We start from the raw sequence: 24,722 nt of genomic DNA on the forward strand, positions 1-24,722 counted from the left end.
CCTGTGCGCTGACAGGAAGCCATCCTAGCTTAGATTTCGTCTAAAGTTGAGCCTGGTCACGGAATGAAGCCCGTCGACTACGGCTGGCTGTATCCGTCCAGGAAGTTCCCGATCCGGGTGATCGCGTCCCGGAGATCACCGACGGTCGGCAGGGTCACCACGCGGAAGTGGTCCGGCTCGGGCCAGTTGAAGCCCGTGCCCTGGACGACCATGATCTTCTCCTGGCGCAGCAGGTCCAGGACCATCTGCCGGTCGTCCTTGATCTTGAAGACCTTGGGGTCGAGGCGCGGGAAGAGATACAGCGCGCCCTTGGGCCGTACGCAGGACACGCCCGGGATCTGCGTCAGCAGCTCGTGCGCGGTCTCCAGCTGCTCCTTCAGCCGACCGCCCGGCAGCACCAGGTCGTTGATCGACTGGCGTCCGCTGAGCGCGGCGACCACACCGTGCTGCCCCGGCATGTTGGCGCACAGGCGCATGTTCGCGAGGATCGTCAGACCCTCGATGTAGGAGGCGGCGTGCGCGCGCGGTCCGGAGATGGACATCCAGCCCACCCGGTACCCGGCCACCCGGTACGCCTTCGACATGCCGTTGAAGGTGAGGGTGAGCAGATCCGGGGCGATCTTCGCGGTCGGGGTGTGCGTGGCGTCGTCGTAGAGGATCTTGTCGTAGATCTCGTCGGAGCAGACCAGCAGGTTGTGCCGGCGGGCGATGTCGGTCAGGCCCCTGAGCATCGCCTCGTCGTACACCGCACCCGTGGGGTTGTTCGGGTTGATGATGACGAGGGCCTTGGTCCGGTCGGTGATCCGGCGCTCGACGTCGGCGAGGTCGGGCATCCAGTCGGACTGTTCGTCGCAGCGGTAGTGCACGGCCGTGCCGCCGGCGAGGGAGACGGCCGCCGTCCACAGCGGGTAGTCCGGCGCCGGTACGAGCACCTCGTCGCCGTCGTCGAGGAGGCCCTGCATCGCCATCACGATCAGCTCGGAGACGCCGTTGCCGATGAAGACGTGCTCGACGTCCGTCTCGATGCCGAGGGTCTGGTTGTGCATGACGACCGCGCGGCGGGCGGCCAGCAGGCCCTTGGCGTCGCCGTAGCCGTGGGCGGTGGAGACGTTGCGGAGGACGTCCTCCAGGATCTCCGGGGGGCACTCGAAGCCGAACGCCGCCGGGTTGCCGGTGTTGAGCTTGAGGATGCGGTGGCCGGCCGCCTCCAGCCGCATCGCCTCCTCGAGCACCGGGCCCCGGATCTCGTAACAGACGTTGGCGAGCTTGGTCGACTGGATCACCTGCATATCCGTGAGCTTACGGCCCGGTATCGCTCCCCGGGTCGTGTTTTCCGCCACGTGAGACGCAGAGGTTTGCCCGGATATCGCCGAAGACTGTCTCAGGAGCCACTTGCGTCCCTAGAATCCGCCGTCATGTCCACGGAACCGGAGTACGAGGCAGGGACGCGCGGCGCGCGGGAGCCGGGCGATGCGCCCCGGGAGCGGCGGGCCGAGCCGCAGGCCCGGCCGTCGTTCGCGGTACCGCCGAACGTGTACCTTCCCCGGACCCCGGCCCCGGTGTACGAGCGGTACACCGACCCCGCCACCGCCCACGGCTGGCAGAACGCCTACGACGACACCCGCGAGCTGCACCCACTGCCCCCACTGACCGGACCGACCGGACCGACCGGACCGACCGGACCGACCGAGTCGGCCGAACCGACCGGGCCGGCGCTGCTGTCCGAGCAGGCGGGGCCGTCCCGGCCGGATGAGGGGCGGGCCGCGCGGCGGCGTGCCGGCCGGCGCACCGGCGGCCGCCGGCGGGTGACCGCCGTCGCCGGGGCGCTCGGGGTGGCCGGTGCGGTGGCGGTGATCGCGGCCATGGCGAGCGGCTCGGACGCCGCCGCCCCGGACCGCTCCCGGCCGGCCGGCGGCGGACGCGCCACGGTCGGCGACTCGGCCGGCGAGAGCCCCCGCACGGACACCGGCTCCCCGGCCTCCTCGACGGCCGGCGGCACATCCCGGCCGACCGCGCCGGCCCGCCCCGTTGCCCCGGTGTCCCCGCCGCAGTCGACCGCCGGCCCGACCGCTGCCCCGGCTACCGCGCCCCCCACGACATCCCGCCCGCCCGCGCCCACCGCCACGACGGCGAGCCCCACGCCCTCCGCCTCCGGGTCCCCGGGCGCATGGCGACACGGCCACGGCCCTGGACGCCACCGCCACTGATCGACGAACGGCTTCTTCGCGCCAACCGTGGGCCATTCCAGGCCACTTGGCCGGCCGGTGCGCGGTGGCCGCATGCCCGGCGGGTGAGAGTTGCCGCATGACTGAGCACTTTCGACCGTCGTCCGCCGATGAGCCGGAACCCCCCTCCGGCTTGCTCGCCTCCGACGAGGACCGGGAGCGCGTCGTCGAACGAGTACGGCTCGCCGCGGCCGACGGCCGGCTGCCGCTGAGCGAGTTGGACGGCCGGCTCGGCCAGGTCCACGGTGCCCGCACGCTCGGCGAGCTGGCGGTCGCCGCGCGCGGACTGCCCGAACCCGGGCCCAGGGACTGCCTGGTGGTGGACGAGACGCCCGCGTCCCGTTTCGCACTGGGTCTGTTCGGCGGGTTCCGGCGGTCCGGCGAGTGGGTCGTGCCGCCCAGGTTCACCGCCTGGTCGATGTGGGGCGGCGGCCGGATCGATCTGACCGAGGCCCGGTTCGCCGCCCAGGAGACCGTGGTCCGGGCCGTCGCCCTGTGGGGTGCCACCGGGATCGTCGTGCCGGACGACATCGACGTCGAGGTCCGAGGCCTTGCCCTGTTCGGTGCGCTCGGCAGGCGCGGTGCCCGCAAGGTCGGCCGGCCGGGTGTCCCGCGCGTCGTCGTCAAGGGCTTCGCCCTCTTCGGCGCCGTCGTCACCAAGCCCGGGGGGAAGTGAACAAGGGGGGTGAGCGCGGCGGGAGCAAGGGCGGGTCATCCGGCCCGGGGCGTACAGGGAAACCCCTATGGCCTGAGCCGGCTTCTTGTTCACACCCCTTATATGCGTCGACAATGCGCATGACAAAACGAACGGGCGGCCGGAAGACTCCGGTCGCCCAAGTCGTCAGAGGGGACCCCCACATGAACAAGCCTCTCCTTGCCGCGCTCTCCTCCCTGGCCATAGCCGGGCTGGGCGCGACTCCCGCGGTCGCCGCGCCGCACAGCGTCGCCAAGCCCAAGGCGACCGTCGACTTCGCCGGCACCGTCGCGCTCAGCAACTGCTCCGGTTCCGTCATCCGCTTCCCCAACTCGGCCGACAGCGACCCGGCGCTCGTGCTGACCAACGGCCACTGCCTGGAGACCGGCTTCCCGGAGCCCGGACAGGTCATCACCGGCCAGTCCTCCAGCCGCACCTTCGGCCTGCTCAACTCCGCCGGCGGCAAGGTGGCCACCCTGCGCGCCGACCAGGTCGTGTACTCGACCATGACGGACACGGACGTCACGATCTACCGGCTGACCACCACCTACGCGAAGATCAAGAGCGCGTACGGGATCAGCCCGCTGACCGTGAACGACGCCCACCCGACCGCCGGCACCGCCATCAAGGTCGTCTCCGGCTACTGGAAGCGGACCTACAGCTGCAACGTCGACGGCTTCGTGTACCGGCTGAAGGAGGGTGACTGGACCTGGAAGGACTCCCTCCGCTACACCTCGTCCTGCAACACCATCGGCGGCACCTCCGGCTCCCCGGTGATCGACACCGCCACCGGCAAGGTCGTCGCCGTCAACAACACCGGCAACGAGGACGGCGAGCGCTGCACCGAGAACAACCCCTGCGAGGTGGACGAGAACGGCAACGTCACCATCCACCAGGGCATCAACTACGCCGAGGAGACCTACCAGATCCCGGCCTGCTTCACCACGGGCAACAAGCTGAACCTCGACGCGTCCGGCTGCGTCCTGCCGAAGCCGTAACGGCCCTCACACCGGCGTACGGCGCACCGACCGGCCCGCGAGCACATCCGTCCGCCTCCCGTCCTCGATGACGAACCGCCCGTCGACCAGGACGTACGGGATCCCCGTGGGCGGCGTGCGGGGCGCCGCGAAGGTCGCGCCGGACGCCACCGTCTCCGGGTCGAACAGCACCAGGTCGGCCCGGTGTCCCTCGCGCACCAGCCCGCGGTCCGGCAGACGCAGCCGGGCCGCGGGCCGGGCGGTGAGATGGGCGACGCACTCCTCCAGCGAGAGCACGCCCAACTCCCGTACGTAGTGGCCGAGATAGCGCGGGAAGGTGCCGTAGGCGCGCGGGTGCGGCTTGTCGCCCCGGAGGATTCCGTCGGAGCCGCCGGTGTGGGTGCGGTGCCGCATGATCGTGCGGACGTTGTCCTCATGGCCGACGTGCTGCAGGACCGTCGTACCGAGCCGGTCCTCGACCAGCAGCCGGCGGGCGGTCTCCCAGGGGTCCTCGCCGCGCCGGTCCGCCGCCTCCCGCACGGTGCGGCCCACGAGGTCCGCGGGCGCGGGGCCGGTGACACCCGAGATCTCGACCTTCTCCCACTCCACGGGCACGCCGTGGCAGCCGTCCGAGCCGGTCACCTCCAGGTCGTGCCGGATCCGGCCAGCCGTCGCCGGGTCGGTGAGCCGGGCCAGGATCTCCCGCGGGCCGCCCTCGCTCGCCCAGCTCGGCAGCAGCGCGGCCAGGGTGGTGCAGCCGGGGGTGTAGGGATAGGTGTCGAGCGTGATGTCCGCGCCGGCGTCCAGGGCCCGGTCCAGCAGGGCGAGCAGCTCGGGTGCCCGGCCCTCGTTCACGCCGAAGTTCATCGTCGCGTGGGCCAGATGCAGCGGACAGCCGGCCTCCCGGGCCAGGTCCACCATCTCGGCGTAGGCCTCGAGCGCGCCGGCGCCGTAGGAGCGGTGGTGCGGGCAGTAGTAGCCGCCGTACGACGCCACCACCCGGCACAGCTCGGTCAGTTCGGCGTCCGGGGCGTACATGCCGGGTGTGTAGGTGAGTCCGGAGGACAGCCCGACCGCGCCCTGCGCCATCCCCTCCGCCACCAGCCGCCGCATCCGGTCCAGCTCTTCGGGGGTCGCCGCGCGGTCCTCCCAGCCGACGACGAGCGCGCGGACCGTGCCCTGCGGGACGAGATAGGCCGCGTTGACGGCGATGCCCTCGTCCAGCCGGTCCAGGTACTCGCCGACCGACCGCCAGTCGAGGTCGATGTCGTCGCCGTACCCGTTCCACCCGGTGATCGCCCGGCGCACCTGCTCCAGCGTACGGTCGTCCACCGGCGCGTACGACAGCCCGTCCTGGCCGAGGACCTCCAGCGTCACCCCCTGCGCGGCCTTGGCGCTGTGGTCGGGGTCGCGCAGCAGCTCCAGGTCGGAGTGGGCGTGCATGTCGATGAAGCCGGGGGAGAGGACGAGGCCTTCGGCGTCCAACTCGCGCATGGCGCACGGCCGCCCGCAGCCGGACGCGGCGGCCTCCTTGACGATCGAGACGATCCGCCCGCCGTCGATCACCACATCGGCGCGGTACGACGGCGCGCCGCTGCCGTCGACGACGTCGGCGTCCCGGACGACCAGGTCCTCCATGCCCCGCCTCCTAGAAGAACGTACGGATGTAGTCGACGACCGTGCCGTCCGCCTCGGCCACCGGGATCAGCTGCCACTTGTCGAAGGACGTGCACGGGTGGGAGAGACCGAGGCCGATCCAATCGCCCACCTCGATGTCCGCGCCGGGCTCGGTGCGCAGCCACAGGTGCTGGTCGGACAGGGCGCTCACCTCGATTCCGGTCGCCGGGCGCTCCGTGCCGTCCCGGCGCACCACGTGCACCACCGGAAGGTCGAGGTCGTAGGCCGCGTCCCGCTTGCCGGCGTTGAGGAACGCCTGGTCGGGCGAGGGCCGCGAGACGACCTGGGCCCACAGCCGGAACGCGGGCTCCAGGGAGCCCTCCTCGGGCACCCGGTTGAACGGCGTCAGCCTGCTGTAGTGCACGTCGTCGTGCGAGACGTAGGCGCCGGAGCGCAGCAGCTTCAGGACGGGCAGCGAGAGGCCGGGGATCTCGGCGAAGACATCGGCGACCGCGTCGAACCACTCGCTGCCGCCGGCGCTCACCACGATCTCGTCCGCCCCGGCGAACCGCCCGGCCTTGTCGAACTCCACGGCGAGCGCGACCAGTCGCTCCAGCCACGCGCGCACCAGGGCCGGGTCGGCGCCGGGCACCTGGGCCTCGTAGCCCGCCACCCCCACGAGCCGCAGCGTCCGCGTCCGGGCCACCGCGTCGGCCACGGCACGGGCGTCGGCCTCCGTGCGCACCCCGGTACGGGCCCCCTCGCCCGCGCCCAGCTCGATGACGACGTCCAGCGGGCGCTTCGCCCCCCGCAGAGCCGCGTCCATCAGCTCGACGCCACGGACCGAGTCGGCGTAGCAGACGAACCGGAAGCCGGGGTCGGCTGCCAGCTCGCCCGCGATCCAGCGCAGGGCGGAGGCGTCGACGAGCTCGTTGGCGAGGAAGACCCGCCGCACCCCGAACTCCCGCGCGACGCGCACCTGGTGGGGGAGCGCCAGGGTGATGCCCCAGGCGCCGTGCTCGATCTGCCGCCGGAAGAGCTGAGGGGCCATGGAGGTCTTGCCGTGCGGGGCGAAGGCCAGGCCGTGCCGGACGGCGTACGTCTCCATGAGGGCCAGATTGTGTTCGAGGCGCTCGGCGGACAGGGCGAGGACCGGGGTGGTGAACCCGCCGGCCCCGGCGAAGAGGTTGCGGCGCTGGGCGGTCAGCTCGCCGACGGTGAGGCCGTCGGCGTCGGGCGGCAGGCCCTTGAAGCGGTGGTCGACACGTTCCTCGGCCAGCCCGGCGAACGCTTCGGTGCGCATGGAGCCCCTCTCCCGACTGTTGCAGTATGTGCAACAGTCATTGCATATCGTGCTAACTGGTGTCTAGCATCTCGCGAACACCGGGTCAACGGAGCCGTCGCCCGGGTATCCGTCAGGAGTCATCATCAACGACGCTGCTTACGCCGGGATCGTTGCGCACGACCGCGTCGACGTCGTGGCGCTCGGCGAGTCCATGGTCACCTTTCTGCCCGGCCGGCCGGGCCGCCTCGCGGACGTGCCCTCCTTCCACCGCGCGATCGGCGGTGCCGAGTCCAACGTGGCCTGTGTGCTGGCCGCCGCCGGGCACGGCGCGCGCTGGGTGAGCCGGGTGGGGGCGGACGGCTTCGGCCAGCACCTGGTCGAGGGGATCGCCGGGTACGGCGTCGACGTCGCGTCGGTGCGCCGCGACCCGGACCGGCCCACGGGGGTGTACTTCCGTACGGCCGCCGACCGCGGCACGGGCGCGCACGAGGTGGCGTACTACCGGGCGGGCTCGGCGGCGTCGGCGATGAGCGTGGCGAACGTGGACCTGGCGGCGGTACGGGCGGGCCGGGTGCTGCATCTGTCGGGCATCACGGCGGCACTGTCGGCCGAGTGCCGCGAACTGCTGCGCGAACTGACGGCTCCGCGCCCCGGCCGTCCCCTGCTGTCCTTCGACGTGAACCACCGGCCGGGCCTGTGGCGCGGTGCCGAGGGCCCGGCGCTGCTGCTGGACCTGGCGCGGCGGGCGGACCTGGTCTTCGTGGGCGAGGACGAGGCGGCGCAGGCCTGGGGGATCACGGGCGGCCCGCGGGCGATCCGGCAGGCGCTGCCGGAGCCGGGGGTGCTGGTGGTCAAGCAGGGGGCGAAGGGCGCGACGGCGTTCGCGTCCGGCCGGCCCTCCACCGCCGAGCCGGCCCTGCGCGTCGACGTCGTGGCCGCCACCGGCGCGGGCGACGCCTTCGCCGCGGGCTTCCTCTCCGCCACCCTGCGCGGCCTGCCCCCGAGCGCCCGGCTGAGACACGGCCACCTCTTCGCCGCCGCGGCCCTCACCGCCCCCGGCGACCTCGCCGCACCCCCGGCACGGGACCACGCCGACCGGCTGACCGCTCTGGACGACACCGCATGGGGGAGACTTCGACTCGCCCCCGGCTGGACGCAGGCCGAGCGGGCCACACAGGAGGCGAACACCCCATGAGTCAGACCGTCGACCGCGCCCTGAGCATCCTGCCGCTGCTCGCCGAGGGCCCAGCCGACCTCGGGCAGGTCGCCGACCGCCTCGGCGTGCACAAATCCACCGCCCTGCGGCTGCTGCGCACCCTGCACGAGCACGGCCTGGTCTACCGCCAGTCCGACCAGCGCTACCGCCTCGGCGCCCGGCTCTTCGCTCTCGCCCAGGAGGCGATGGAGAACCTCGACATCCGCGAGATCGCCCACCCCCACCTGCTGCGGCTGAACGAGGCCTGCGGCCACACCGTGCACCTCGCCGTGTACGAGGAGGGCGAGGTCCTGTACATCGACAAGGTGGAGAGCCGTTACCCGGTCCGCATGTACTCCAGGATCGGCAAGCCCGTCGCCATCACGGTCGCCGCCGTGGCCAAGCTCCTCCTCGCCGACCTGCCCGACGCCGAGCGCCACGCCCTCGCGGACAAGCTCGACTACCCCCTGTACACGGCCCGTTCGACCCCCAACGCCCCCGCTTTCCTGCGGGAGTTGGAGCAGGTGCGCGAACAGGGCTGGGCGACCGACCTCGGTGGCCACGAGGAGTCCATCAACTGCGTCGCCGCCCCCGTCCGCGGCACCGACGGCCGGGTGGTCGCCGCGATGTCGGTGTCCGCCCCGAACGTGGTCGTCACCGCCGAGGAACTCCTCACCCTGCTCCCGCAGGTCCGCCGTACCGCGGACGCGATCAGCGGCGAGTACTCCGGAAGAACGCCAGCATAGGAACCCGAATGACGGAAAAGACCGCCCTCACCCCGAAGACCCACACCACCCCGCCCGCCGCGTTCTCCCACGGTGTGCGCAAGGGCAACATCCTCCAGGTCGCCGGCCAGGTCGGCTTCCTGCCCGCCGAGGACGGCAAGCCCCCGACGCCGGCCGGTCCCACCCTCGCCGAGCAGACCCTCCAGACCCTCGCCAATGTCAAGGCGATCCTCGAAGAGGGCGGCGCGAGCTGGGACGACGCGATGATGATCCGCGTCTATCTGACGGACGTGGACCACTTCGCCGAGATGAACGAGATGTACGACGCGTACTTCGAGGAACAGGGCCTCACCCAGCCGCCCGCCGCCCGGACCACGGTCTACGTCGGTCTCCCCAAGGGGCTGCTGATCGAGATCGATGCCCTGGCGGTACTCGACTGAGGGCAGTCGTCAGCGAGCGGGACACGCTGCGGACCTGGACGGTCCTGGAATCGGTGCTGTCGGTGGCGGGCTTCGCGGTCGCGGCGGGGGTGAGCGTGTTCGTGTGAACGTGACGTGAGTGAACCTGGGGATGAGCGGGCTGACTGGTTCCGGCACAGGGAAGTCGTCCATACTGCCGCACGTGGAGCAGCGCATAGGAGCGAGCAGCAAGCCGTCCGAGGCCGAGCCGGCGAAGGCCGGGCCCGTGACGGGCGCCGGGTTCGACCCGGCGTTCATCCCCGGACTCACGGCCCCGTCCCCGACGAAGCCCGGCGCGTCGGAGCCACGGGACGCGGCGGAGTCGACCGGGCCGAAGGACTCGGCGGAACCCGAGAAGACCGGGGCGGGCGAGGCGAACGAGCCCGCCGGAGCGGCCGAGGACGCCTCGGAGGCCGTGGACGAGGGCTCGGACGGCGACGGTCCGGACGACGGTGGCCCGGTCTTCGAGGCCGCCGACCGTCGCGCGAAGGTCGTGGCCGACCGCAAGGGCGTCCGGCTCCGGCTGGACGAGGAGTCCTGCGAGTTCCGCTGGGACGAGATCGCGGCGGTGGAGACGGAGTCCCCCCGCTTCGGCAAGCGCTACACGATCACCGTGCACACCCCTGAGCGCCGCTGGTACCCGATCGAGATCGAGGCGGCGGCCAGGTCCCGCTTCGCGGAGTGGGACGAGCAGCTGGACGCGGTGCTCGACGCGTACTTCGAGGACGCCGAGGACAAGCCGGAGCCGGAGGACAAGCCGGACACCGCCTGACTCCGGGCGAGCGGGCCGTGCGACCGCTCCCGTCGCCGTACGACGGGAGCGGTCGTGTCACGCGTCACGGCAGTGCGTGCACATGCGCTCCCACCGCATTCGACCACGCGTTGCCCGCCGCCGCGTCCCAGTTCGTGGCCCAGGTCATCGCGCCCCGCAGGTCGGGGTAGGTCTTGGACGGCTTGAAGGAACCGCAGTTCGTGCCGGCCGTCAGGCAGTCCAGGGCGTTGTCCACCGCCGAAGGGGACACATAGCCGCTGCCCGCCGCGCTGGTCGAGGCCGGCAGGCCGAGGCCCACCTGGGACGGGGCCAGGCCGCCCTGGAGCTGGATGCAGGCGAGGGCCGTCAGGAAGTCCACCGAGCCCTGGCTGTAGACCTTGCCGTCACAGCCCAGCATGGAACCGCTGTTGTAGTACTGCATGTTGACGACCGTGAGGATGTCCTTGATGTTCAGGGCCGTCTGGAAGTAGGAGTTCGACGTCGACTGCATGTCGATCGTCTGGGGTGCCATCGTGATGACCAGGGACGAGCCCGCCTTGGCCGACAGGGAGCGCAGCGCCTGTGTCATGTAGGGCGCGTTCAGGCCGTTCTCCAGGTCGATGTCGACGCCGTCGAAGCCGTACGTCTGCATCAGCGAGTAGACGGAGTTCGCGAAGTTCGCCGCCGAGGCCGAGTCGTTGACCGACACCGTGCCGTTCTGGCCGCCGATCGAGACGACGACCTTCTTGCCGGCCGCCTGCTTGGCCTTGATGTCCGCCTTGAACTGGTCGACGGAGTAGCCGTTCAGGCCGGCGGAGTCCAGGTTGAAGGTCACCGCTCCCGGCGTCGACGTGGCGTCCGCGAAGGCCACCGCGATGATGTCGTACGACGACGGGACGTCCGACAGCTTCTGGACCGTCGCGCCGTTGTTGAAGTTCTGCCAGTAGCCCGTCACCGCGTGCTTGGGCACCGGCCCGCCGGTTCCGCCGCCCGTGTCGGTGGCCGCCGTCGTGGCCATGACCGACGCCGACTTCGCCGACTCGCCCGCCGAGTTCGTCGCCGTGACCTGGAAGGTGTACGACGTGGCGGCGGTCAGTCCGGTCACCGTGGCCGAGGTTCCCGTCACCGCCGAGACCTTCGTGCCGTCACGGTAGACCTTGTAGCCCGTCGCGCCCGGGACCGCGGGCCAGGAGAGGGAGACCGAGGAGGAGGTCGTGGCGGAGACGGCCGGGGCCGTGGGTGCCGCCGGGACCGTGGGGGCCGGGTCGCCGCCCCCTCCGCCGTCCGGGCCGTAGACCGAGACGTCGTCGGCGTAGTAGGCCGCCTGGCCGTACCAGCCGTGGGTGTAGACGGTGACGGAGGTCGTGGACGCGCCGGTGGTGAAGGTCGTCGACAGCTGCTTCCATGACGTGGTGTCGGGGGTCCAGGCCGAGACGTCCGTCGTGCCCGTGCCCGTCACGCCCAGGTAGGAGTAGCCGCCCTGCACCCACGCGCTCAGCGTGTACGTCGAGCCCGGCCGGACCGCCACCGGCTGGGTGCACTGGGCGTCGTCCTGGCCGGCCGGGGTCGCCTTCAGCGCGGTGGAGCCGGAGTGGACCGGGGAGGTGACGGTCGTGCCGCTGCCCGCTGTACAGGTCCAGTCGGCCAACCCCGACTCGTAGCCCGCGTTCCTGACGTTGTTGACGTCCGCCGCGGCGGCCGGCCCGGCGGCCGCGGTGAGGCCGGCGACGGAGAGGGCGAGCGCGGTGGCGGCGGACCACAGGGTGATTCGCCGTCCGCGGGGTCTGGGTATGCCTGGTGCGTGGTCCACTGGGGCCTCCGGTGGGGGACACGAGTTGCGCGGGGAGGGGTGAGAGACGGTGGCCACCGTTGGCGTACAAGTTGGTCCAGACCAATCCGGCTGTCAAGAGGTCCAGACCAGATGTGTTTCCGTGCGCCCGCTCAACCTGTCCGGATTTGGCGGGACTTGTGTGCGGCGAGTTCCACGCGGGCTTCACAAACGCTGTTCTCCGGCCATTCGGCCGTGGATACAGTGCTCACGTAGTCACGCAGTGAAGTCGTCCCGGCGCACGGGAGTCACTCCGGTGGGCCGGCGGGTGGGAAGAGCGGGGAGCTGCGCGTGCCAACTGCGATTGCCGTGACCAGTGCCGACATGGCACTGCCGGCGCAGGACGAACGGACCGTGCCGGCCGTCGTGCTGAGCGGCCTCGACCAGCGGCCGCTGGAGCACGCGCTCACCGAACTCCACGCCCTGACCGAGCAGTACGGATATCTGGTGGTCATCTGCTCCCGGGCCACCCCGGAGCCCGTCGTACGGCGGCTGCACACCCTGCGCGCACTGCTGGAGAGCGACCGCATCGCCGTCTTCCGACCCGAGCTGCCGCCCCTCGGCATCGCCGTGCTCGCCCGGCAGCTGCGCCAGCTCGCCTCCTGCGATCTGAGTCCGGGCGTCCTCGCCTCCGCAGGCCGGCTGCTCACCCACTACATCCACGCCGGGGCCGTACTGGGTTCCGTGGCCCGGCTGGACCGGGTGCCGGTCGGCCTGAAGGCGCACGCCAAGTCCTGGATGCCCGGCAGCCAGTTCGCCGTGCTCGCGCATCCCGAGCCGCAGCTGGAGCGTATCGGGCCCGGTGTCACGCTCAAGGGGCCCGAGTTCACCACCTGGATGCTCGTCGCCCGGGGCCGGCAGACGCAGGGCGACTGGGTCGCCGGGCTCGCGGGGCAGTGGAGCGTGCACGGGCTGCGCGAGGTTCCGCTGCCCGCCGAGTCCCCGGTGTGGTGGGGGACCGGCCGCATGACCGAGTTCTGCGGCTATCTCGCCGACCTGTCCGTGCTGTACCAACTGGTCACGTCCGTGCGGCAGACCAGCTGTCACTGGTGCGGCCTGGACGTCATCGGTGACAGATGTGTGTTCTGCTCCGCCACCCCACCCGTGTACGAACCCGCTCCGCTCAGAGCCCTGGAACAGCGCACGCCCGCCTGACCCGCCCGCACCTGATCCGCACCCCGCCCGACCGATTCCCCCAATGAGGTTGCACGGTTCATGAACTCCCGTCAGCGCCGCGGCGTGATACTGCTGATCCTGTCGGTCCTGTGCGCTCTCGGCGCGTTCGCCGGCGTGCTCTCCGTCGTCCACAGCGTGAATTCCAAGGTCGGGCCCGAGGTCACCGCGTACCAGGTCAGGTCCGACGTCAAGCCGTACACCGCGCTGGACACCGGGCAGTTCGAGAAGATCAGGATGCCCAGGCGGTGGCTGTCCGGCAACGCGGTCACCGATCTCCGCCAGATCCAGGGCAAGATCGCCGTCACCACGCTGCGCGCCGGGTCCCTGCTGCAGACCGACATGGTCGTCGACCAGCCCGCCCTCCAGCCCGGACAGCAGGAGGTCGCCATCATGATCGACGCGGCGACCGGCGTGGCGGGCAAGATCACTCCGGGGTCCCGGGTCAACGTCTATGCCACCTTCGCCGGGAAGAAGGACACCGACCCCGACCAGTCGAAGATCATCGTCACGGACGCCCGGGTCCTCGACGTCGGCCGGATCACCGCCCTCGACCCCGACAGCGGCAAGAACCAGCAGCAGCCCACCGAGGCCGTCCCCATCACCTTCGCGCTGTCCACCCTCGACGCCCAGCGCCTCACCTACGCCGAGTCCTTCGCCCAGCGCGTCCGGCTGGCGCTGGTGGCCCCCGGCGGCGAGACCAGCGTCCCCGACAAGGACCGCACCTACGAACTCGCTACGGACAAGTGAGAGGCGGCCCGCATGCCCACCAGGATCCTCCCGGCCGGCGCCGACCCCGACGCCGTCCGCTCCCTCGTCACCCTCCTCAGCCAGCTCCCCGACGCCGAACCGCAGCCACCCGTCGGCGACTCCACCCAGCTCGTCGACACCCTCGCCCGGCTCGCCGCCGAGTCCGTGGACGAGCTTCCGGAAGTGGTCGTCGTCCATGAACGCATCGGACCCGTCCCCGCCCTGGAGCTGATCCGCGAGGTCGCGCTCCGCTTCCCCGCCGTCGGCGTCATCCTCGTCACCACCGACGCGAGCCCCGGCCTGTTCGCCGCCGCCATGGACTCCGGCGCCCGCGGCCTGGTCGCGCTCCCGCTGTCGTACGAGGAACTCGCCAGCCGGGTCCAGGCCGTCGCCCAGTGGTCGACCGGGGTACGGCGCCATCTCGGCCACACCGCCGATGTGTTCGGCGGCGTCGGCGGCACGGTCGTCACGGTCAGCGGCGCCAAGGGAGGCACCGGAGCGACGCTCGCGGCCATTCAGCTGGCCCTCGCCGCCCAGGCCTCCGGCCGGCCCACCGCCCTGGTCGACCTGGACCTCCAGACCGGCGACATCGCCTCCTACCTGGACATCCAGTTCCGCCGGTCCGTGGTCGACCTCGCCGCGATCACCGACATCTCGCCCCGCGTCCTCGCCGACGCCGTCTTCCGCCATGACACCGGGCTCGTCCTGCTCCTCGCCCCCGCCGAGGGCGAACGCGGCGAAGAGGTCGGCGACCGCGCCGCCCGGCAGATCGTCAGTGCCCTGCGCTCCCGCTACGAGGTGGTCGTGGTGGACTGCGGCGCCCAGCTCGGCGGCGCCGGCGCGGCCGTGGTGGAGATGGCCGACACCGCGCTGCTTCTCACCACCCCGGACGTGATCTCCGTACGCGCCGCCAAGCGCACGGTACGGATGTGGGACCGGCTGCAGATCCGCAAGGCCGAGGAGACGACGGTGGTCGTCAACCGGCTCTCGCGGCACACCGAGATCCAGCCCGCGCTGGTGCAGCGCATCACCGGCACGGCACTCGCGCGCACCGCCGTACCCGCCAACTTCAAGGAACTGCAGGCCGTCGTGGACGCGGGGCGGGTGCATGAACTGGACAGCCGCAGCTCCGTGAAGCAGGCGCTGTGGGCGCTCGCCGGGGAACTGGGCCTGGTGAAGGCCGCCGAGGGGACCCATCGCGCGGGCGCGGCCCGGGGCCCGGCCGGATTCCGGCGGCGGAAGGAGTGAGCGCGCCATGAGAAGGCCGGACGGGGACCGGGGGCAGGTGAGCATCGAGTTCCTCGGGATGACGCCGCTGATCGTCCTGACGCTGGTGCTGGTGTGGCAGGCCGTGCTCGTGGGGTACACCTTCACGCTCGCCGGGAATGCTGCCGACGAGGCGGTGCGGGCGGGGACGGCCGCGCCGCAGGGTGGCGCACGGCAGGCGGCCTGCTCGGCGGCGGGGCTGAAGCACCTGTCGGCGGCGTGGCGGGGAGACGCGACGGTGAACTGCTCTCCGTCCGGCTATGTCACGGCCGATGTCTCCCTCAGGGTCCCGGTCCTCTTCCCCGGGGTGTTCTCCGCCCCCGCCACCGTGCACGGCCACGCCGGTGCCGTCGAGGAGGTGAAGCACTGAGATGCGCTACCGCGAAGGACGACGGGACGCGGGCCAAGTCGCCCTCGAATACCTCGGGTTCATCCCGGTCCTGCTGATCGTGGCCCTGGCCGGCATCCAGATCGGCGCCGTCGCCTACGCCGCCGAACAGGCCGGCACGGCGGCGCGGGCGGGGGCGCGGGCGGCCTCTCTGCGGCAGGACCCGCAGCAGGCCTGCGTCGGCGCGGTCAGCGGCCCGCTCACCGTGACGTGCGGCGAGACCGGGGGAGGGGACGACTCGGTCACCGTCACCGCCAGAGTGAGGATCCCGAAGATCATCTGGGGCTTCGGCGATGCCACCAGGTCCGCCACCATGCCGCTCGACCACTAGCGAGGAGTCGCCGACATGAGCCTGCGGGCACGCATCAGCACTCCGGAGGAGCACGGCAGCCGGGGCGAGGACGGCCATCTCGTCGCCTCCTACCGGGCCAAGCTCCTGGAGGAGATCGACCTCGCGGAGATGAGCGCGCTCGCCGCCGCCGAACGCCGGGCGCGTCTGGAGCGGGTGCTCGGGCACATCATCAGCCGCGAGGGACCGGTCCTGTCGACGGTCGAACGCTCGCAGCTGATCCGCCGGGTGGTGGACGAGGCGCTCGGCCTCGGCATCCTGGAACCGCTGCTGGAGGACGCCTCCATCACCGAGATCATGGTCAACGGCGCCGACGCGATCTTCGTGGAACGCGGCGGCCGCGTCGAGCAGCTGCCGATCCGGTTCGCCTCCGCCGACCAGCTGATGCAGACCATCGAGCGCATCGTGTCGACGGTGAACCGGAGGGTCGACGAGTCGAACCCGATGGTGGACGCCCGGCTGCCCTCCGGCGAGCGCGTCAACGTCATCATCCCGCCGCTGTCGCTGACCGGCCCGATCCTCACCATCCGCCGCTTCCCGCGCTCCTTCACCCTGCAGGAGCTGATCTCCTTCGGCTCGCTGGCCGAGCCCATGGTGTATCTGCTGGCAGGCCTGGTGCAGGCGAAGCTCAACATCATCGTCTCCGGGGCCACGGGCACCGGGAAGACCACCCTGCTGAACGCCCTCTCGGGGCTCATCCCGCCGCACGAACGCATCATCACCATCGAGGACTCCGCCGAACTCCAGCTCCAGCAGACCCATGTGGTCCGCCTGGAGGCACGGCCGCCGAACGTCGAGGGCAAGGGCCAGGTCACCATCCGCGACCTGGTCCGCAACTCGCTGCGGATGCGGCCCGACCGGATCGTGGTCGGTGAGGTCCGCGGCGGTGAGTCCCTGGACATGCTCCAGGCGATGTCCACCGGCCATGACGGCTCCCTCGCCACCGTGCACGCCAACAGCGCCGAGGACGCGCTGACCCGGCTGCAGACCCTCGCCTCCATGTCCGACGTCGAGGTGCCCTTCGTGGCGCTGCACGACCAGATCAACAGCGCGGTCGACGTCATCGTCCAGCTCACCCGGTTCGCCGACGGCGCCCGCCGGATCACCGAGATCGCGCTCCTCGACAGCCACGGCGGGGAGCCGTACCGGCTCGCGACCGTGGCCCGGTTCGACGCCCAGCCGATGACCGCCGAGGGCCGGGTGTACGGCACCTTCCAGTACTTCCCGCTGCCCCGCCGGACCGCCGACCGCCTCTACATGGCGAGTCAGCCGGTCCCGCAGGCCTTCGGCATCGCCCACACGGCGGCCCAACTCACCACCCGAGAAGCCAGGTAGGACCAGGACCATGGAACTCCGCACCCTCGTCCAGCTCACCACCGGCGTGACGCTGCTGGCCTGCGTCCTGGCGGTGGCCGGCGTGCGCAGCTACGCCGCGGGCCGGGCCCGGCGCGCCGCCCTCGTGGACCGCCTCACCCACACCGGCCCGGTGCCCGCGACCGGCCGCAGGCGGCGCCGCTTCCGCGACCTCGACCGGCGGCTGCGCCGCACCCGCCTCGGCCGCTGGCTGGAACTGCGCCTGGCGGCGACCGGCCTGGACGTCACCCCCGGCGAGTTCCTCGTCTACATGCTCGCCGCGGTCGCCGCGCTCTGGCTGATCGGCCAGGCCACCCTGGCCCCCTTCTTCGGCCCGCTCGCCGGAGTGCTCGGCATCTGGGCGGCCGTACAGTTCCTCAACTGGCAGCGCCAGAAGCGCATCGAGCGGTTCATCGGTCAACTCCCCGAACTGGCCCGCATCCTGGCCAACGCCACCCAGGCGGGCCTCGCCCTGCGCACCGCGATCGGCATGGCCGCGGAGGAGCTGGAGGCCCCGGCCGGCGAGGAACTGGGCAAGGTCGCCGACCAGTTGGCCATCGGCCAGTCCATGGACGAGGCGCTGGGGGAGCTGGCCGACCGGCTCCCGTCCCGCGAACTGGTCGTCCTGGTCACAACCCTGGTGCTGTCGAACCGGGCCGGCGGCCAGGTGGTCGGCGCCCTGCGCAACCTGACCGAGACGCTGGAGGAACGCAAGGAGACCCGGCGCGAGATCCGCACCCAGCTCTCCCAGGTCACCATGACCTCGTACGCCGTCCCCGTCCTGGGCGTCGGCGCGCTGTTCCTGATGAACGGCGTCAAGGACGGCGCGCTGGAGCGGATGACCGGCTCGCCGGTCGGCCAGGCCTGCGTGATCGTCGCGTTCGCGATGTACGCCGTCGGCTTTGTCCTCATCCGCCGCCTGAGCCGGATCGACGTCTGAGGGGGGCGTACACCATGGCATTCCTGCTCGCGCTGCTGATGGGCCTCGGTGTCTGGGGCGCCTTCACCGGCATCCGCATGTACCGCGCGGACGCCAAGCTCCCCGGCGACCTCGCCGTCGCCCTGGAGATCGGCGCCACCCGCACCGGCGCCGTCGGCTCCGTCATCGACCGCATGGGCATGCGCTACGCCCCCGCCGTGCTGCGCCTGATGGGCCCGCGCCTGGTCGCCACGTACCGTCGCAAGATCGACCTCGCCGGCAACCCCGGCGGCCTGACCATCGACCGCTACGCGGCCCGCCGGGCGGTCTACGGCGCACTGGGCGCCGTCGGCTTCCTGGTCTTCCTGCTGCGCGGCCAGTGGTTCGTGGCCGTACTCCTGCTGCTGTTCGGCGCGTTCTGGACGGAGGTCGGCATCTGGTCGGCGATCCGGGTCCGCAAGGACGTCATCGAGCGCACCCTGCCCGACTTCCTGGACGTACTGGCCGTGGTGGTCAGCGCGGGCCTCGGCTTCCGCCAGGCCCTGGACCGGGTGGCCTCCCGCTACGAGGGCCCCTGGGCCGACGAACTGCGCATCACCCTGCGCCAGATGGACCTCGGCATGAGCCGCCGCCAGGCCTTCGCGGAACTGCGCCGCAGGAACGACTCCGAACAGGTCGCCATGTTCGTGACGGCGCTGCAGCAGGGCGAGGAACTGGGCGCGCCGATCGTCGACACGCTCGTCTCCCTGGCCAAGGACATGCGCCGCACCGACGCCCAGAACGCCCGCCGCAAGGCCGCCCGCGCGGTGCCCAAGGCCACGCTGATGATCACCACGTTCATGGTCCCGGCGACGATGCTGCTGCTCGGCGCGGGCCTGATCCTGGGCTCCGGGGTGGACTTCGGCTCACTCACGGGGAAGTGAGGCGGGGATGGCGGTGGCCGGGGTGCCGGGGCGCGGCGGCAGGCGTGGGCAGGGGCTCGGGCCGGGGCTCGGGCGGGACCTCGGGCGCAAGCGGGACCTCGGGCGTGGGCTCGGGCACGGGCACGGGCATGGCCTCGCGGCCTTCGGCGGATGGCTGAGGGGGATCCCGGCCCGGTTCCGCGACCGGTTCCCCGACTGTTTCCGCGACGGGTTCCCCGACCGATTCCGTGACAGGTTCCCCGGCCGGTTCGCACGGCGTACGAAAGCGGCGCCGGGCGCGGCGGCCACCACGACCGAACCGTCCATGAAGATCCAGGTCAGCGCACTGCAGGCGATGTGCCGGCAGGTGTTCGGCTTCCGTCTGGCCATGATCGCCATCGCCGCTCCCGCCGCCCTGCTCCACGCGGCCCCCGGCGTGGGCGTCCGCCTGGTCGGCGCGGCCGTGGTCGTCACCTTCATGGTGTCCTACGTCCTCTTCCGCGACTGGGAGCGCTTCGGCCCCCTCCTGCTGCGCCACCCGTCCCTCCTCGCGGCGGACACCCTCTTCGGCTCCCTCCTGCTGATCTCGGCCGGCCCGGACACCACCCTCGCCTACGTCAGCGTGTGCACCCCGCTGCTCGCGGGCCTGGCCTACAGCTGGCGGGGCGCCGCGTTCTTCGCCTCGCTCCAGTCGCTGATCCTGCTCCTGGTCCACGCCACGCTGAAGGCCGACCGGCACGCCCCCGTCGCCGAGGCCCTTCTGCTGCCCGGCCTGTGCGTCATCTCCGGCGCCATGGGCTCGACCCTGCGCAACCTGATGCTTCGCTTCGGCGCGGCCACCCAGGCCCTGACGGCGGTCCAGGCCCGCCTCGCGGCGGCGGAGGCGGTGAGCGCGGAACGCGCCCGGCTGGCCCGTGAGATGCACGACTCGGTGGCCAAGACCCTGTACGGCGTGGCGCTGGCGGCGGACGGCCTGGCGGCGACGGCTTCGGCACAGGCCCCCGATCCGGCCCGGATAAGGGCCCAGGCGGACCTGGTGTCGCGCTCGGCGCGCAGGGCGGCGGCGGAGTCCCGGGAGCTGCTGAGGGATCTGCGCAGGGAGCCGGCGCCGGACGGGGCACAGGCCCCCCTGTGGCCCGAACTGCATGCATGCATCCGGGACTTCACGACCCGTACCGCGATGAAGGTCACGTACGCCGCCCCGCCGCCCCCCGGTGTCCCCGCCCTGCCGGCCCCGCTGGCCCGCCATCTGCTCTCCATCACGGCGGAGGCGCTGGAGAACGCCCACCGTCACGCGTCCGCGACCCACGTCGACGTCCGCGCGGCGGTCCACGGCGAACTGCTGCGCCTGTCGGTCCACGACGACGGCCGGGGCCTGCCTCCCGGCACCACCCTCGAACAGCTCCGCGAGTCCGGCCACTTCGGCCTGCTCGGCATGGTGGAGCGGGCCGCGCAGATGGGCGCCCGGATCCGTATCGGCCGGGGCGGGCACGAACGGGGCACGGAGGTACGCGTGGAAATACCCCTGCGGTCCCTGACCCACCCAGACCCCGACCCCGCACCCCCGCGATCCTGAGAGGAGGCACCATGCAGCACGCTCACCCCTGGCCGGCGGCCCCCGCGCCGGCCCCGCCCCCGCTGCGGCTGTTGGTGGCCGACGACAACCTGGTGGTCAGGGCGGGCCTGACGGCCCTGCTCTCCGGCCGCGCGGACACGACGGTGGTGGCGGAGGCGACGGACGGCCGCGAGGCGTACGAGGCGGCGCTACGGCACCGTCCGGACGTCATCCTCCTCGACGTCCGTATGCCCGGAGTCGACGGAATCTCGGCATTGCCGCACCTGGTGCGGCTGGCGCCGGTCATGATGCTCACCTACAGCCATGAGACGGCGACCGTGCGGGAGGCGTTGCGACTGGGGGCCGGGGGATACCTGGTGCACGGCGAGTTCACGACGGAGCAGTTGGTGCGTGCGGTGCGGGATGTCCGGGAGGGCCGGCCGCATGTGACCCCGGGGGCCGCGAAGGCATTGCTCATGGAACTGCGAGCCAATGCATCTGCACACGCGGAATCTCAAGTCCCGTATTTTTTAGGCGAAAACTCACCTCAAGTGCTTTCGCAACTGCAATCCCCTATGGGACAGTCGATCCGTTCGCGATTCCGGCTGAGTACGAGGGAGGCGGAGATCATGGACCTCATCGCGTCCGGCATGACCAACCAGCAGATCGCCGCCGCCTGCTTCATCTCCGAGAAGACGGTCAAGAACCACATCAACCGCATCTTCGCCAAACTCCAGACCACCACCAGGTCCCAGGCGGCCGCGAAGTGGCTGGGGGTGGCGTGAGATGAGGGCGCGGGACGACGCCAAGGGCGGTGAGTGGGCCCGGTCTTGGGCCCTGGGGCCCTCTGGCGGGCGGGGCGCCCCGGCTTACGTTGTCCGGATCGGAGGCGAACCCGGAGGGGACCACCATGAGCAACTGGTTCAACACCACCGTCGCGTATCTGCGGGCCCGCGCGGCTCGCGGCGACCGGGGCCAGACCGCGGTGGAGTACCTCGGCATCATCGCGGTGGTCGTGGCGATCGTGCTGGCGATCACGGGTACGAGCATCGGGCAGACGATCTTCGATGCGATCAGGAACAAGATCACCGAGGTGACCGGCGGCTGATTCCTCCGCACCGCGACGCAGGGCAGGCCTTCCCCATCTACATCACGGTGGTGGCGGGCCTGCTCTTTCTTGCTCTCGCGTATCTCGCGGTCGGCCAAGCCGCGGTGAACAGAAGCGGTGCTCAGACGGCGGCCGATGCGGCGGCGCTGGCAGCGGCCCAGAACCGGCGTGACGACTTGGCGGGACAGTGGCTGCTGTCGTTGAAGGATCCGGCCAAGTGGCAGCAGATCTTCGACGGCAGGGTGAGCTTCGGCCCGTCGTGCTGGCGAGCTGATCAACTGGCCGGGCAGAACGACGGTCATGTGGAAGCCTGCGACGACTCCCTTGCCTTGAAGATCACGGTCTCGGTCCGGACCGACAAACGGGTCGGAGATTCCGTCGTCCCCGGCGTGCAGGACCGGCGTTCCGTCGAGCCGGCCACTGCCGTGATCGAACCGCTCTGCAAGAAGCTTCCCGGCGAGGACGCGGCAGGTGACGCGCTGCCCCGACTCACCTGCAAGGACAAGGTGTGGGACCTGAAGCCGGACGATCCGTCAGGGCTCCCGAAGCCGTACGACCTCTTCGACGTCCACCTGGCCGACTCACCGGCGAACGATCAATGACGAAGGAAGCGGAGCGATGAGCATTCGGTTCACTGCGAAGGCCCGCAGGGGGATGGTCGCATTGACCGTTGCGGCTGGTCTGGCCGTCGGTGTGGCCGGCTGCGGTGGAAGTGGTGGCGGCGACGACAAGAGGCCGGCCAGTCCGGCGTCGGTTTCCCGGACAACCGGCTCCGACCCGAGCAGTCAGGAGGGGCAGTCGGACCAGCCCCTGGCTGAACTGAAGGGTACGAATGGTCTGTTGCTGGAGATCACCTCCGCGCAACGCGATTCCGGCGGCTTCGTCACCGTGAACGGCACCCTGAAGAACGACGGGGCCAAGCAACTGCTCATCCCGTCCGCGCTCAGCGGTAGTGAAACCGAGATCACCAAGCACGGCCCGTCCCTGGGCGGAGCCACTCTGGTCGACTCCAAGGGCAAGAAGCGTTACTACGTTCTGCGTGACACCGATGGCGGCCCGCTGACCACCACAGGCTTCGACACGCTCAAGGCGGGTGAGTCACTGGCGGTCTTCATGCAGTTCCCGTCCCCACCCGCGGACGTCTCCGAGGTGGCCCTCCAGATGCCCACCCTCTCCTCCGCCACCATCAAGATCTCCGGGTGAGGCCGAAGTGACCACCACCCGTCTCGCGCTCACCCTCACCGCCGCCGCCCTCCTCCTCGCCACCACCCCGGCCCGAGCCGACGACACGGACCCCAGCCAGCCCCCCGTCACCGAGCCCTCCGCCGCGGCACCTGTGAAGATCGACCCCACCGATCCCGACCTCAAGCTCCCGGAGGGCGCCACCCTCGCCGCGCCCAAGGTGCTGGACATCAAGTCGGTCGTCGAGGACCAGAGCGGGGACGAGCGACGCGAGGACACCAACGCGGATGTCACCTTCGCGTTGCAGGCCGAGGTCCTCTTCGGCAAGGACAGCGCCAAGCTCGGCGACGAGGCGAAGGCCCGGATCGCCACCATCGCCGAGGAGATCAAGAAGCAGAACGCGACCCGGATCCGCGTCTTCGGCTTCACCGACGACCTCGGCTCCGCGGCCCACGGCGACATCCTGTCCAAGCAGCGTGCCAACGCCGTACAAGCCGTCCTGGACCAGGACCTCAACGACCCCGACGTCACCTTCGAAGTCCGCGGCTACGGCGAGCAGTACCCGATCGCCGACAACTCCTCCGAGGAGGGCCGCCGCAAGAACCGCCGCGTCGAGGTGTCCTTCCCCCGCACCCAGGGATAGGACTACTCACTCCCCTCGACGCCCACCCGCACCCCGGCCCGCAGCCCCCACCCCGCCATCGTGCCCGCCTCCGCCTCCAGCACATGCCGGGCCCGCGGCCGGGGCAGGCCCAGGCGGCCCGGTGGCATCGTGCGGACGGCGAGCACGGTCAGACGGCGGTCGAGGTAGGCGACGTCGATCGGGATCCGCATCCCGAACGTGTGCACACCGCTCGCCGGTGACAGCAGCAGCACCCCGTCGACCGCGTCCCGGCCCAGCAGCCCCTTCGTCCGGGCCCGGTACGACGCCGCGATCTCCAGCGGGAGGACCACCCGGGGCCCTGCCTCGTCCTCTTCCCCCGGCACGACCAGCCGTCCGGTTCCGTCCCGCCAGCGTCTGCCCATATCGCCTTCCGCCCCCTCGTCCCCTGAGCTTCTCGAAACCCGGTTGCCACCCCACCATCTCCCCCACTAGGAAGGCGTCCATGACTGGACTCGGTGTCGTGTTCCGCCCTCAGCTTCCGCCCGAGCGCCTGCGGGCGGTCGCCCGCGCCGCGGACGACGTGGGGCTGGAGGAACTGTGGCTGTGGGAGGACTGTTTCCGGGAGGGCGGGATCTCGACCGCCGCCGCGGCACTCGCGTGGACCGAGCGGGTGCGGGTCGGCGTCGGACTGCTGCCCGTACCCCTCAGGAACGTCGCCCTGACCGCCATGGAAGCCGCTTCCCTGCAACGGATGTTCCCCGGCCGGGCGACCCTCGTCGTCGGCCACGGTGTGCAGGACTGGATGGGCCAGGTCGGCGCCCGCGCCGCCTCCCCGCTCACCCTCCTCGGTGAGCATCTCGACGCCCTGCGCGCCCTGTTGCGCGGCGAACGGCTCTCCGTGCGCGGCCGGTACGTCACCCTGGACGACGTCGCCCTCGACTGGCCGCCCGAGCAGGCGGTGCCCGTGCTGGCCGGTGCCACCGGCCCGCGTACGCTGCGCCTGTCCGGCGCCAGGGCCGACGGCACACTCCTCACCGCCGCCACCTCCGCGGACGGCGTACGGCAGGCCCGCCGGCTCATCGAGGAGGCGGCGAAGGAGGCCGGGCGCGACGAACCGCACCGCCTGGTCGTCTATCTGCTCGCCGTCACGGGGCCCGACGCCGATGCCCGGCTGCGCGCCGAACGCGCCGCGGAGGGGCTGGATCCGGCCTCGGACGTGGGGGTGGCGGGCGATGCGGGCGCCGTGGCCACGGCCGTACGGCGACTGGCGGAGGCCGGCGCCGACACCGTCGTGCTGCAGCCGACCGGCGACGAGCCCGACCCGGAGGGCTTTGTACGGTTCGCCGCCGAGGAGGTCCGGCCCCTGGTGCGGTGAGGCGGCGGGGAGGCGTGGTCCGAGGAGGCCGGCCGGTGGCCGA

27 protein-coding genes are annotated in these 24,722 nt (G+C 71.6%); 22 read left to right on the forward strand and 5 right to left on the reverse strand.

Annotation, left to right across the window (positions count from 1 at the left end; genetic code table 11):
• Window positions 1-77 precede the first annotated feature (77 nt).
• Entirely contained in the window at window positions 78-1,289 is a 1,212-nt protein-coding gene (locus IE277_RS17455; protein ID WP_189953427.1) for a pyridoxal phosphate-dependent aminotransferase, read from the reverse strand.
• A 126-nt stretch (window positions 1,290-1,415) separates the two neighbouring features.
• Here IE277_RS17455 and IE277_RS17460 point away from each other — a divergent pair, with 126 nt between their 5' ends.
• From IE277_RS17460 to IE277_RS17470, 3 genes are all read left to right on the forward strand, one after another.
• Window positions 1,416-2,207: a hypothetical protein gene (locus IE277_RS17460; RefSeq protein WP_229881754.1), complete on the forward strand. Its 792-nt coding sequence runs from the start codon at window positions 1,416-1,418 to the stop codon at window positions 2,205-2,207.
• 97 nt (window positions 2,208-2,304) lie between these two features.
• Window positions 2,305-2,901, forward strand: a complete 597-nt coding sequence (locus IE277_RS17465; RefSeq protein ID WP_189953429.1) for a DUF1707 SHOCT-like domain-containing protein — start codon at window positions 2,305-2,307, stop codon at window positions 2,899-2,901.
• Window positions 2,902-3,083: 182 nt separating this feature from the next.
• Complete coding sequence (locus IE277_RS17470; protein ID WP_189953431.1) at window positions 3,084-3,917, forward strand: trypsin-like serine peptidase; 834 nt, start codon at window positions 3,084-3,086, stop codon at window positions 3,915-3,917.
• Window positions 3,918-3,923: 6 nt separating this feature from the next.
• Here the strand turns inward: IE277_RS17470 and IE277_RS17475 are convergent, their stop codons facing one another.
• Together IE277_RS17475 and IE277_RS17480 are read right to left on the reverse strand one after the other, a co-directional pair.
• The gene (locus IE277_RS17475) at window positions 3,924-5,534 is read right to left on the reverse strand and encodes an N-acyl-D-amino-acid deacylase family protein (protein WP_189953433.1); all 1,611 of its coding nucleotides are present in this window, start codon (window positions 5,532-5,534) and stop codon (window positions 3,924-3,926) included.
• Between the two features lie 10 nt (window positions 5,535-5,544).
• On the reverse strand, window positions 5,545-6,816 hold the full coding sequence (locus IE277_RS17480) for an amino acid deaminase (protein WP_189953434.1): 1,272 nt from the start codon (window positions 6,814-6,816) through the stop codon (window positions 5,545-5,547).
• Window positions 6,817-7,009: 193 nt separating this feature from the next.
• Between IE277_RS17480 and IE277_RS17485 the strand changes: the two genes are divergently transcribed.
• The 4 genes from IE277_RS17485 (at window position 7,010) to IE277_RS17500 (ending at window position 9,948) form a co-directional block, all read left to right on the forward strand.
• Complete coding sequence (locus IE277_RS17485; RefSeq protein WP_229881745.1) at window positions 7,010-7,993, forward strand: sugar kinase; 984 nt, start codon at window positions 7,010-7,012, stop codon at window positions 7,991-7,993.
• The gene (locus tag IE277_RS17490; RefSeq protein ID WP_189953435.1) at window positions 7,990-8,739 is read left to right on the forward strand and encodes an IclR family transcriptional regulator; all 750 of its coding nucleotides are present in this window, start codon (window positions 7,990-7,992) and stop codon (window positions 8,737-8,739) included. Before IE277_RS17485 ends, IE277_RS17490 begins: the two co-directional genes overlap by 4 nt.
• A gap of 8 nt (window positions 8,740-8,747) precedes the next feature.
• On the forward strand, window positions 8,748-9,158 hold the full coding sequence (locus IE277_RS17495) for a RidA family protein (protein ID WP_189953436.1): 411 nt from the start codon (window positions 8,748-8,750) through the stop codon (window positions 9,156-9,158).
• A gap of 181 nt (window positions 9,159-9,339) precedes the next feature.
• Window positions 9,340-9,948: a hypothetical protein gene (locus tag IE277_RS17500; RefSeq protein ID WP_189953437.1), complete on the forward strand. Its 609-nt coding sequence runs from the start codon at window positions 9,340-9,342 to the stop codon at window positions 9,946-9,948.
• Window positions 9,949-10,012: 64 nt separating this feature from the next.
• Here the strand turns inward: IE277_RS17500 and IE277_RS17505 are convergent, their stop codons facing one another.
• Window positions 10,013-11,737 (reverse strand): chitinase, encoded by a 1,725-nt coding sequence (locus IE277_RS17505; RefSeq protein ID WP_189953438.1) that lies wholly within the window; start codon window positions 11,735-11,737, stop codon window positions 10,013-10,015.
• 342 nt (window positions 11,738-12,079) lie between these two features.
• Between IE277_RS17505 and IE277_RS17510 the strand changes: the two genes are divergently transcribed.
• From IE277_RS17510 to IE277_RS17575, 14 genes are all read left to right on the forward strand, one after another.
• Entirely contained in the window at window positions 12,080-12,910 is an 831-nt protein-coding gene (locus tag IE277_RS17510) for a hypothetical protein (RefSeq protein WP_229881747.1), read from the forward strand.
• Window positions 12,911-12,970: 60 nt separating this feature from the next.
• The gene (cpaB, locus tag IE277_RS17515) at window positions 12,971-13,678 is read left to right on the forward strand and encodes a Flp pilus assembly protein CpaB (RefSeq protein WP_189953439.1); all 708 of its coding nucleotides are present in this window, start codon (window positions 12,971-12,973) and stop codon (window positions 13,676-13,678) included.
• Window positions 13,679-13,690: 12 nt separating this feature from the next.
• On the forward strand, window positions 13,691-14,926 hold the full coding sequence (locus IE277_RS17520) for a CpaE/TadZ family protein (RefSeq protein WP_189953441.1): 1,236 nt from the start codon (window positions 13,691-13,693) through the stop codon (window positions 14,924-14,926).
• Between the two features lie 7 nt (window positions 14,927-14,933).
• Complete coding sequence (locus IE277_RS17525; protein WP_189953442.1) at window positions 14,934-15,314, forward strand: TadE/TadG family type IV pilus assembly protein; 381 nt, start codon at window positions 14,934-14,936, stop codon at window positions 15,312-15,314.
• 1 nt (window position 15,315) lies between these two features.
• Complete coding sequence (locus IE277_RS17530) at window positions 15,316-15,663, forward strand: TadE/TadG family type IV pilus assembly protein (protein WP_189953444.1); 348 nt, start codon at window positions 15,316-15,318, stop codon at window positions 15,661-15,663.
• A gap of 15 nt (window positions 15,664-15,678) precedes the next feature.
• Entirely contained in the window at window positions 15,679-17,016 is a 1,338-nt protein-coding gene (locus tag IE277_RS17535) for a TadA family conjugal transfer-associated ATPase (RefSeq protein WP_189953446.1), read from the forward strand.
• Window positions 17,017-17,026: 10 nt separating this feature from the next.
• The gene (locus tag IE277_RS17540) at window positions 17,027-17,974 is read left to right on the forward strand and encodes a type II secretion system F family protein (protein ID WP_189953448.1); all 948 of its coding nucleotides are present in this window, start codon (window positions 17,027-17,029) and stop codon (window positions 17,972-17,974) included.
• A 14-nt stretch (window positions 17,975-17,988) separates the two neighbouring features.
• Window positions 17,989-18,876: a DUF5936 domain-containing protein gene (locus tag IE277_RS17545; protein WP_189953450.1), complete on the forward strand. Its 888-nt coding sequence runs from the start codon at window positions 17,989-17,991 to the stop codon at window positions 18,874-18,876.
• 304 nt (window positions 18,877-19,180) lie between these two features.
• Window positions 19,181-20,431 (forward strand): sensor histidine kinase, encoded by a 1,251-nt coding sequence (locus tag IE277_RS17550; RefSeq protein ID WP_229881748.1) that lies wholly within the window; start codon window positions 19,181-19,183, stop codon window positions 20,429-20,431.
• Window positions 20,432-20,442: 11 nt separating this feature from the next.
• Window positions 20,443-21,195 (forward strand): response regulator, encoded by a 753-nt coding sequence (locus IE277_RS17555; protein WP_189953452.1) that lies wholly within the window; start codon window positions 20,443-20,445, stop codon window positions 21,193-21,195.
• A gap of 125 nt (window positions 21,196-21,320) precedes the next feature.
• Window positions 21,321-21,518 carry a Flp family type IVb pilin gene (locus IE277_RS17560; protein WP_189953454.1) on the forward strand — a complete coding sequence of 66 codons (198 nt, stop codon included), beginning with the start codon at window positions 21,321-21,323 and terminating at the stop codon, window positions 21,516-21,518.
• Window positions 21,515-22,120 carry a pilus assembly protein TadG-related protein gene (locus tag IE277_RS17565; protein WP_189953886.1) on the forward strand — a complete coding sequence of 202 codons (606 nt, stop codon included), beginning with the start codon at window positions 21,515-21,517 and terminating at the stop codon, window positions 22,118-22,120. Before IE277_RS17560 ends, IE277_RS17565 begins: the two co-directional genes overlap by 4 nt.
• 16 nt (window positions 22,121-22,136) lie before the next feature.
• Window positions 22,137-22,721: a hypothetical protein gene (locus IE277_RS17570; RefSeq protein ID WP_189953455.1), complete on the forward strand. Its 585-nt coding sequence runs from the start codon at window positions 22,137-22,139 to the stop codon at window positions 22,719-22,721.
• Window positions 22,722-22,728: 7 nt separating this feature from the next.
• Entirely contained in the window at window positions 22,729-23,343 is a 615-nt protein-coding gene (locus tag IE277_RS17575; protein WP_189953457.1) for an OmpA family protein, read from the forward strand.
• Window positions 23,344-23,345: 2 nt separating this feature from the next.
• Here the strand turns inward: IE277_RS17575 and IE277_RS17580 are convergent, their stop codons facing one another.
• Complete coding sequence (locus IE277_RS17580; protein ID WP_189953459.1) at window positions 23,346-23,726, reverse strand: DUF192 domain-containing protein; 381 nt, start codon at window positions 23,724-23,726, stop codon at window positions 23,346-23,348.
• Between the two features lie 80 nt (window positions 23,727-23,806).
• Here IE277_RS17580 and IE277_RS17585 point away from each other — a divergent pair, with 80 nt between their 5' ends.
• Window positions 23,807-24,679 (forward strand): LLM class flavin-dependent oxidoreductase, encoded by an 873-nt coding sequence (locus tag IE277_RS17585; RefSeq protein WP_189953461.1) that lies wholly within the window; start codon window positions 23,807-23,809, stop codon window positions 24,677-24,679.
• Window positions 24,680-24,722: the final 43 nt, after the last annotated feature.

This window comes from Streptomyces alanosinicus (assembly GCF_014650595.1).
GTDB classification, from domain to species: domain Bacteria; phylum Actinomycetota; class Actinomycetes; order Streptomycetales; family Streptomycetaceae; genus Streptomyces; species Streptomyces alanosinicus.

Bases quoted from the DNA above. Each gene is read 5' to 3' on its own strand.
- IE277_RS17455 (WP_189953427.1), bottom strand. From the start codon at position 1,289: ATGCAGGTGATCCAGTCGACCAAGCTCGCCAACGTCTGTTACGAGATC.
- IE277_RS17460 (WP_229881754.1), top strand. From the start codon at position 1,416: ATGTCCACGGAACCGGAGTACGAGGCAGGGACGCGCGGCGCGCGGGAG.
- IE277_RS17465 (WP_189953429.1), top strand. From the start codon at position 2,305: ATGACTGAGCACTTTCGACCGTCGTCCGCCGATGAGCCGGAACCCCCC.
- IE277_RS17470 (WP_189953431.1), top strand. From the start codon at position 3,084: ATGAACAAGCCTCTCCTTGCCGCGCTCTCCTCCCTGGCCATAGCCGGG.
- IE277_RS17475 (WP_189953433.1), bottom strand. From the start codon at position 5,534: ATGGAGGACCTGGTCGTCCGGGACGCCGACGTCGTCGACGGCAGCGGC.
- IE277_RS17480 (WP_189953434.1), bottom strand. From the start codon at position 6,816: ATGCGCACCGAAGCGTTCGCCGGGCTGGCCGAGGAACGTGTCGACCAC.
- IE277_RS17485 (WP_229881745.1), top strand. From the start codon at position 7,010: ATGGTCACCTTTCTGCCCGGCCGGCCGGGCCGCCTCGCGGACGTGCCC.
- IE277_RS17490 (WP_189953435.1), top strand. From the start codon at position 7,990: ATGAGTCAGACCGTCGACCGCGCCCTGAGCATCCTGCCGCTGCTCGCC.
- IE277_RS17495 (WP_189953436.1), top strand. From the start codon at position 8,748: ATGACGGAAAAGACCGCCCTCACCCCGAAGACCCACACCACCCCGCCC.
- IE277_RS17510 (WP_229881747.1), top strand. From the start codon at position 12,080: ATGGCACTGCCGGCGCAGGACGAACGGACCGTGCCGGCCGTCGTGCTG.
- cpaB (WP_189953439.1), top strand. From the start codon at position 12,971: ATGAACTCCCGTCAGCGCCGCGGCGTGATACTGCTGATCCTGTCGGTC.
- IE277_RS17520 (WP_189953441.1), top strand. From the start codon at position 13,691: ATGCCCACCAGGATCCTCCCGGCCGGCGCCGACCCCGACGCCGTCCGC.
- IE277_RS17525 (WP_189953442.1), top strand. From the start codon at position 14,934: ATGAGAAGGCCGGACGGGGACCGGGGGCAGGTGAGCATCGAGTTCCTC.
- IE277_RS17530 (WP_189953444.1), top strand. From the start codon at position 15,316: ATGCGCTACCGCGAAGGACGACGGGACGCGGGCCAAGTCGCCCTCGAA.
- IE277_RS17535 (WP_189953446.1), top strand. From the start codon at position 15,679: ATGAGCCTGCGGGCACGCATCAGCACTCCGGAGGAGCACGGCAGCCGG.
- IE277_RS17540 (WP_189953448.1), top strand. From the start codon at position 17,027: ATGGAACTCCGCACCCTCGTCCAGCTCACCACCGGCGTGACGCTGCTG.
- IE277_RS17545 (WP_189953450.1), top strand. From the start codon at position 17,989: ATGGCATTCCTGCTCGCGCTGCTGATGGGCCTCGGTGTCTGGGGCGCC.
- IE277_RS17550 (WP_229881748.1), top strand. From the start codon at position 19,181: ATGAAGATCCAGGTCAGCGCACTGCAGGCGATGTGCCGGCAGGTGTTC.
- IE277_RS17555 (WP_189953452.1), top strand. From the start codon at position 20,443: ATGCAGCACGCTCACCCCTGGCCGGCGGCCCCCGCGCCGGCCCCGCCC.
- IE277_RS17560 (WP_189953454.1), top strand. From the start codon at position 21,321: ATGAGCAACTGGTTCAACACCACCGTCGCGTATCTGCGGGCCCGCGCG.
- IE277_RS17570 (WP_189953455.1), top strand. From the start codon at position 22,137: ATGAGCATTCGGTTCACTGCGAAGGCCCGCAGGGGGATGGTCGCATTG.
- IE277_RS17580 (WP_189953459.1), bottom strand. From the start codon at position 23,726: ATGGGCAGACGCTGGCGGGACGGAACCGGACGGCTGGTCGTGCCGGGG.
- IE277_RS17585 (WP_189953461.1), top strand. From the start codon at position 23,807: ATGACTGGACTCGGTGTCGTGTTCCGCCCTCAGCTTCCGCCCGAGCGC.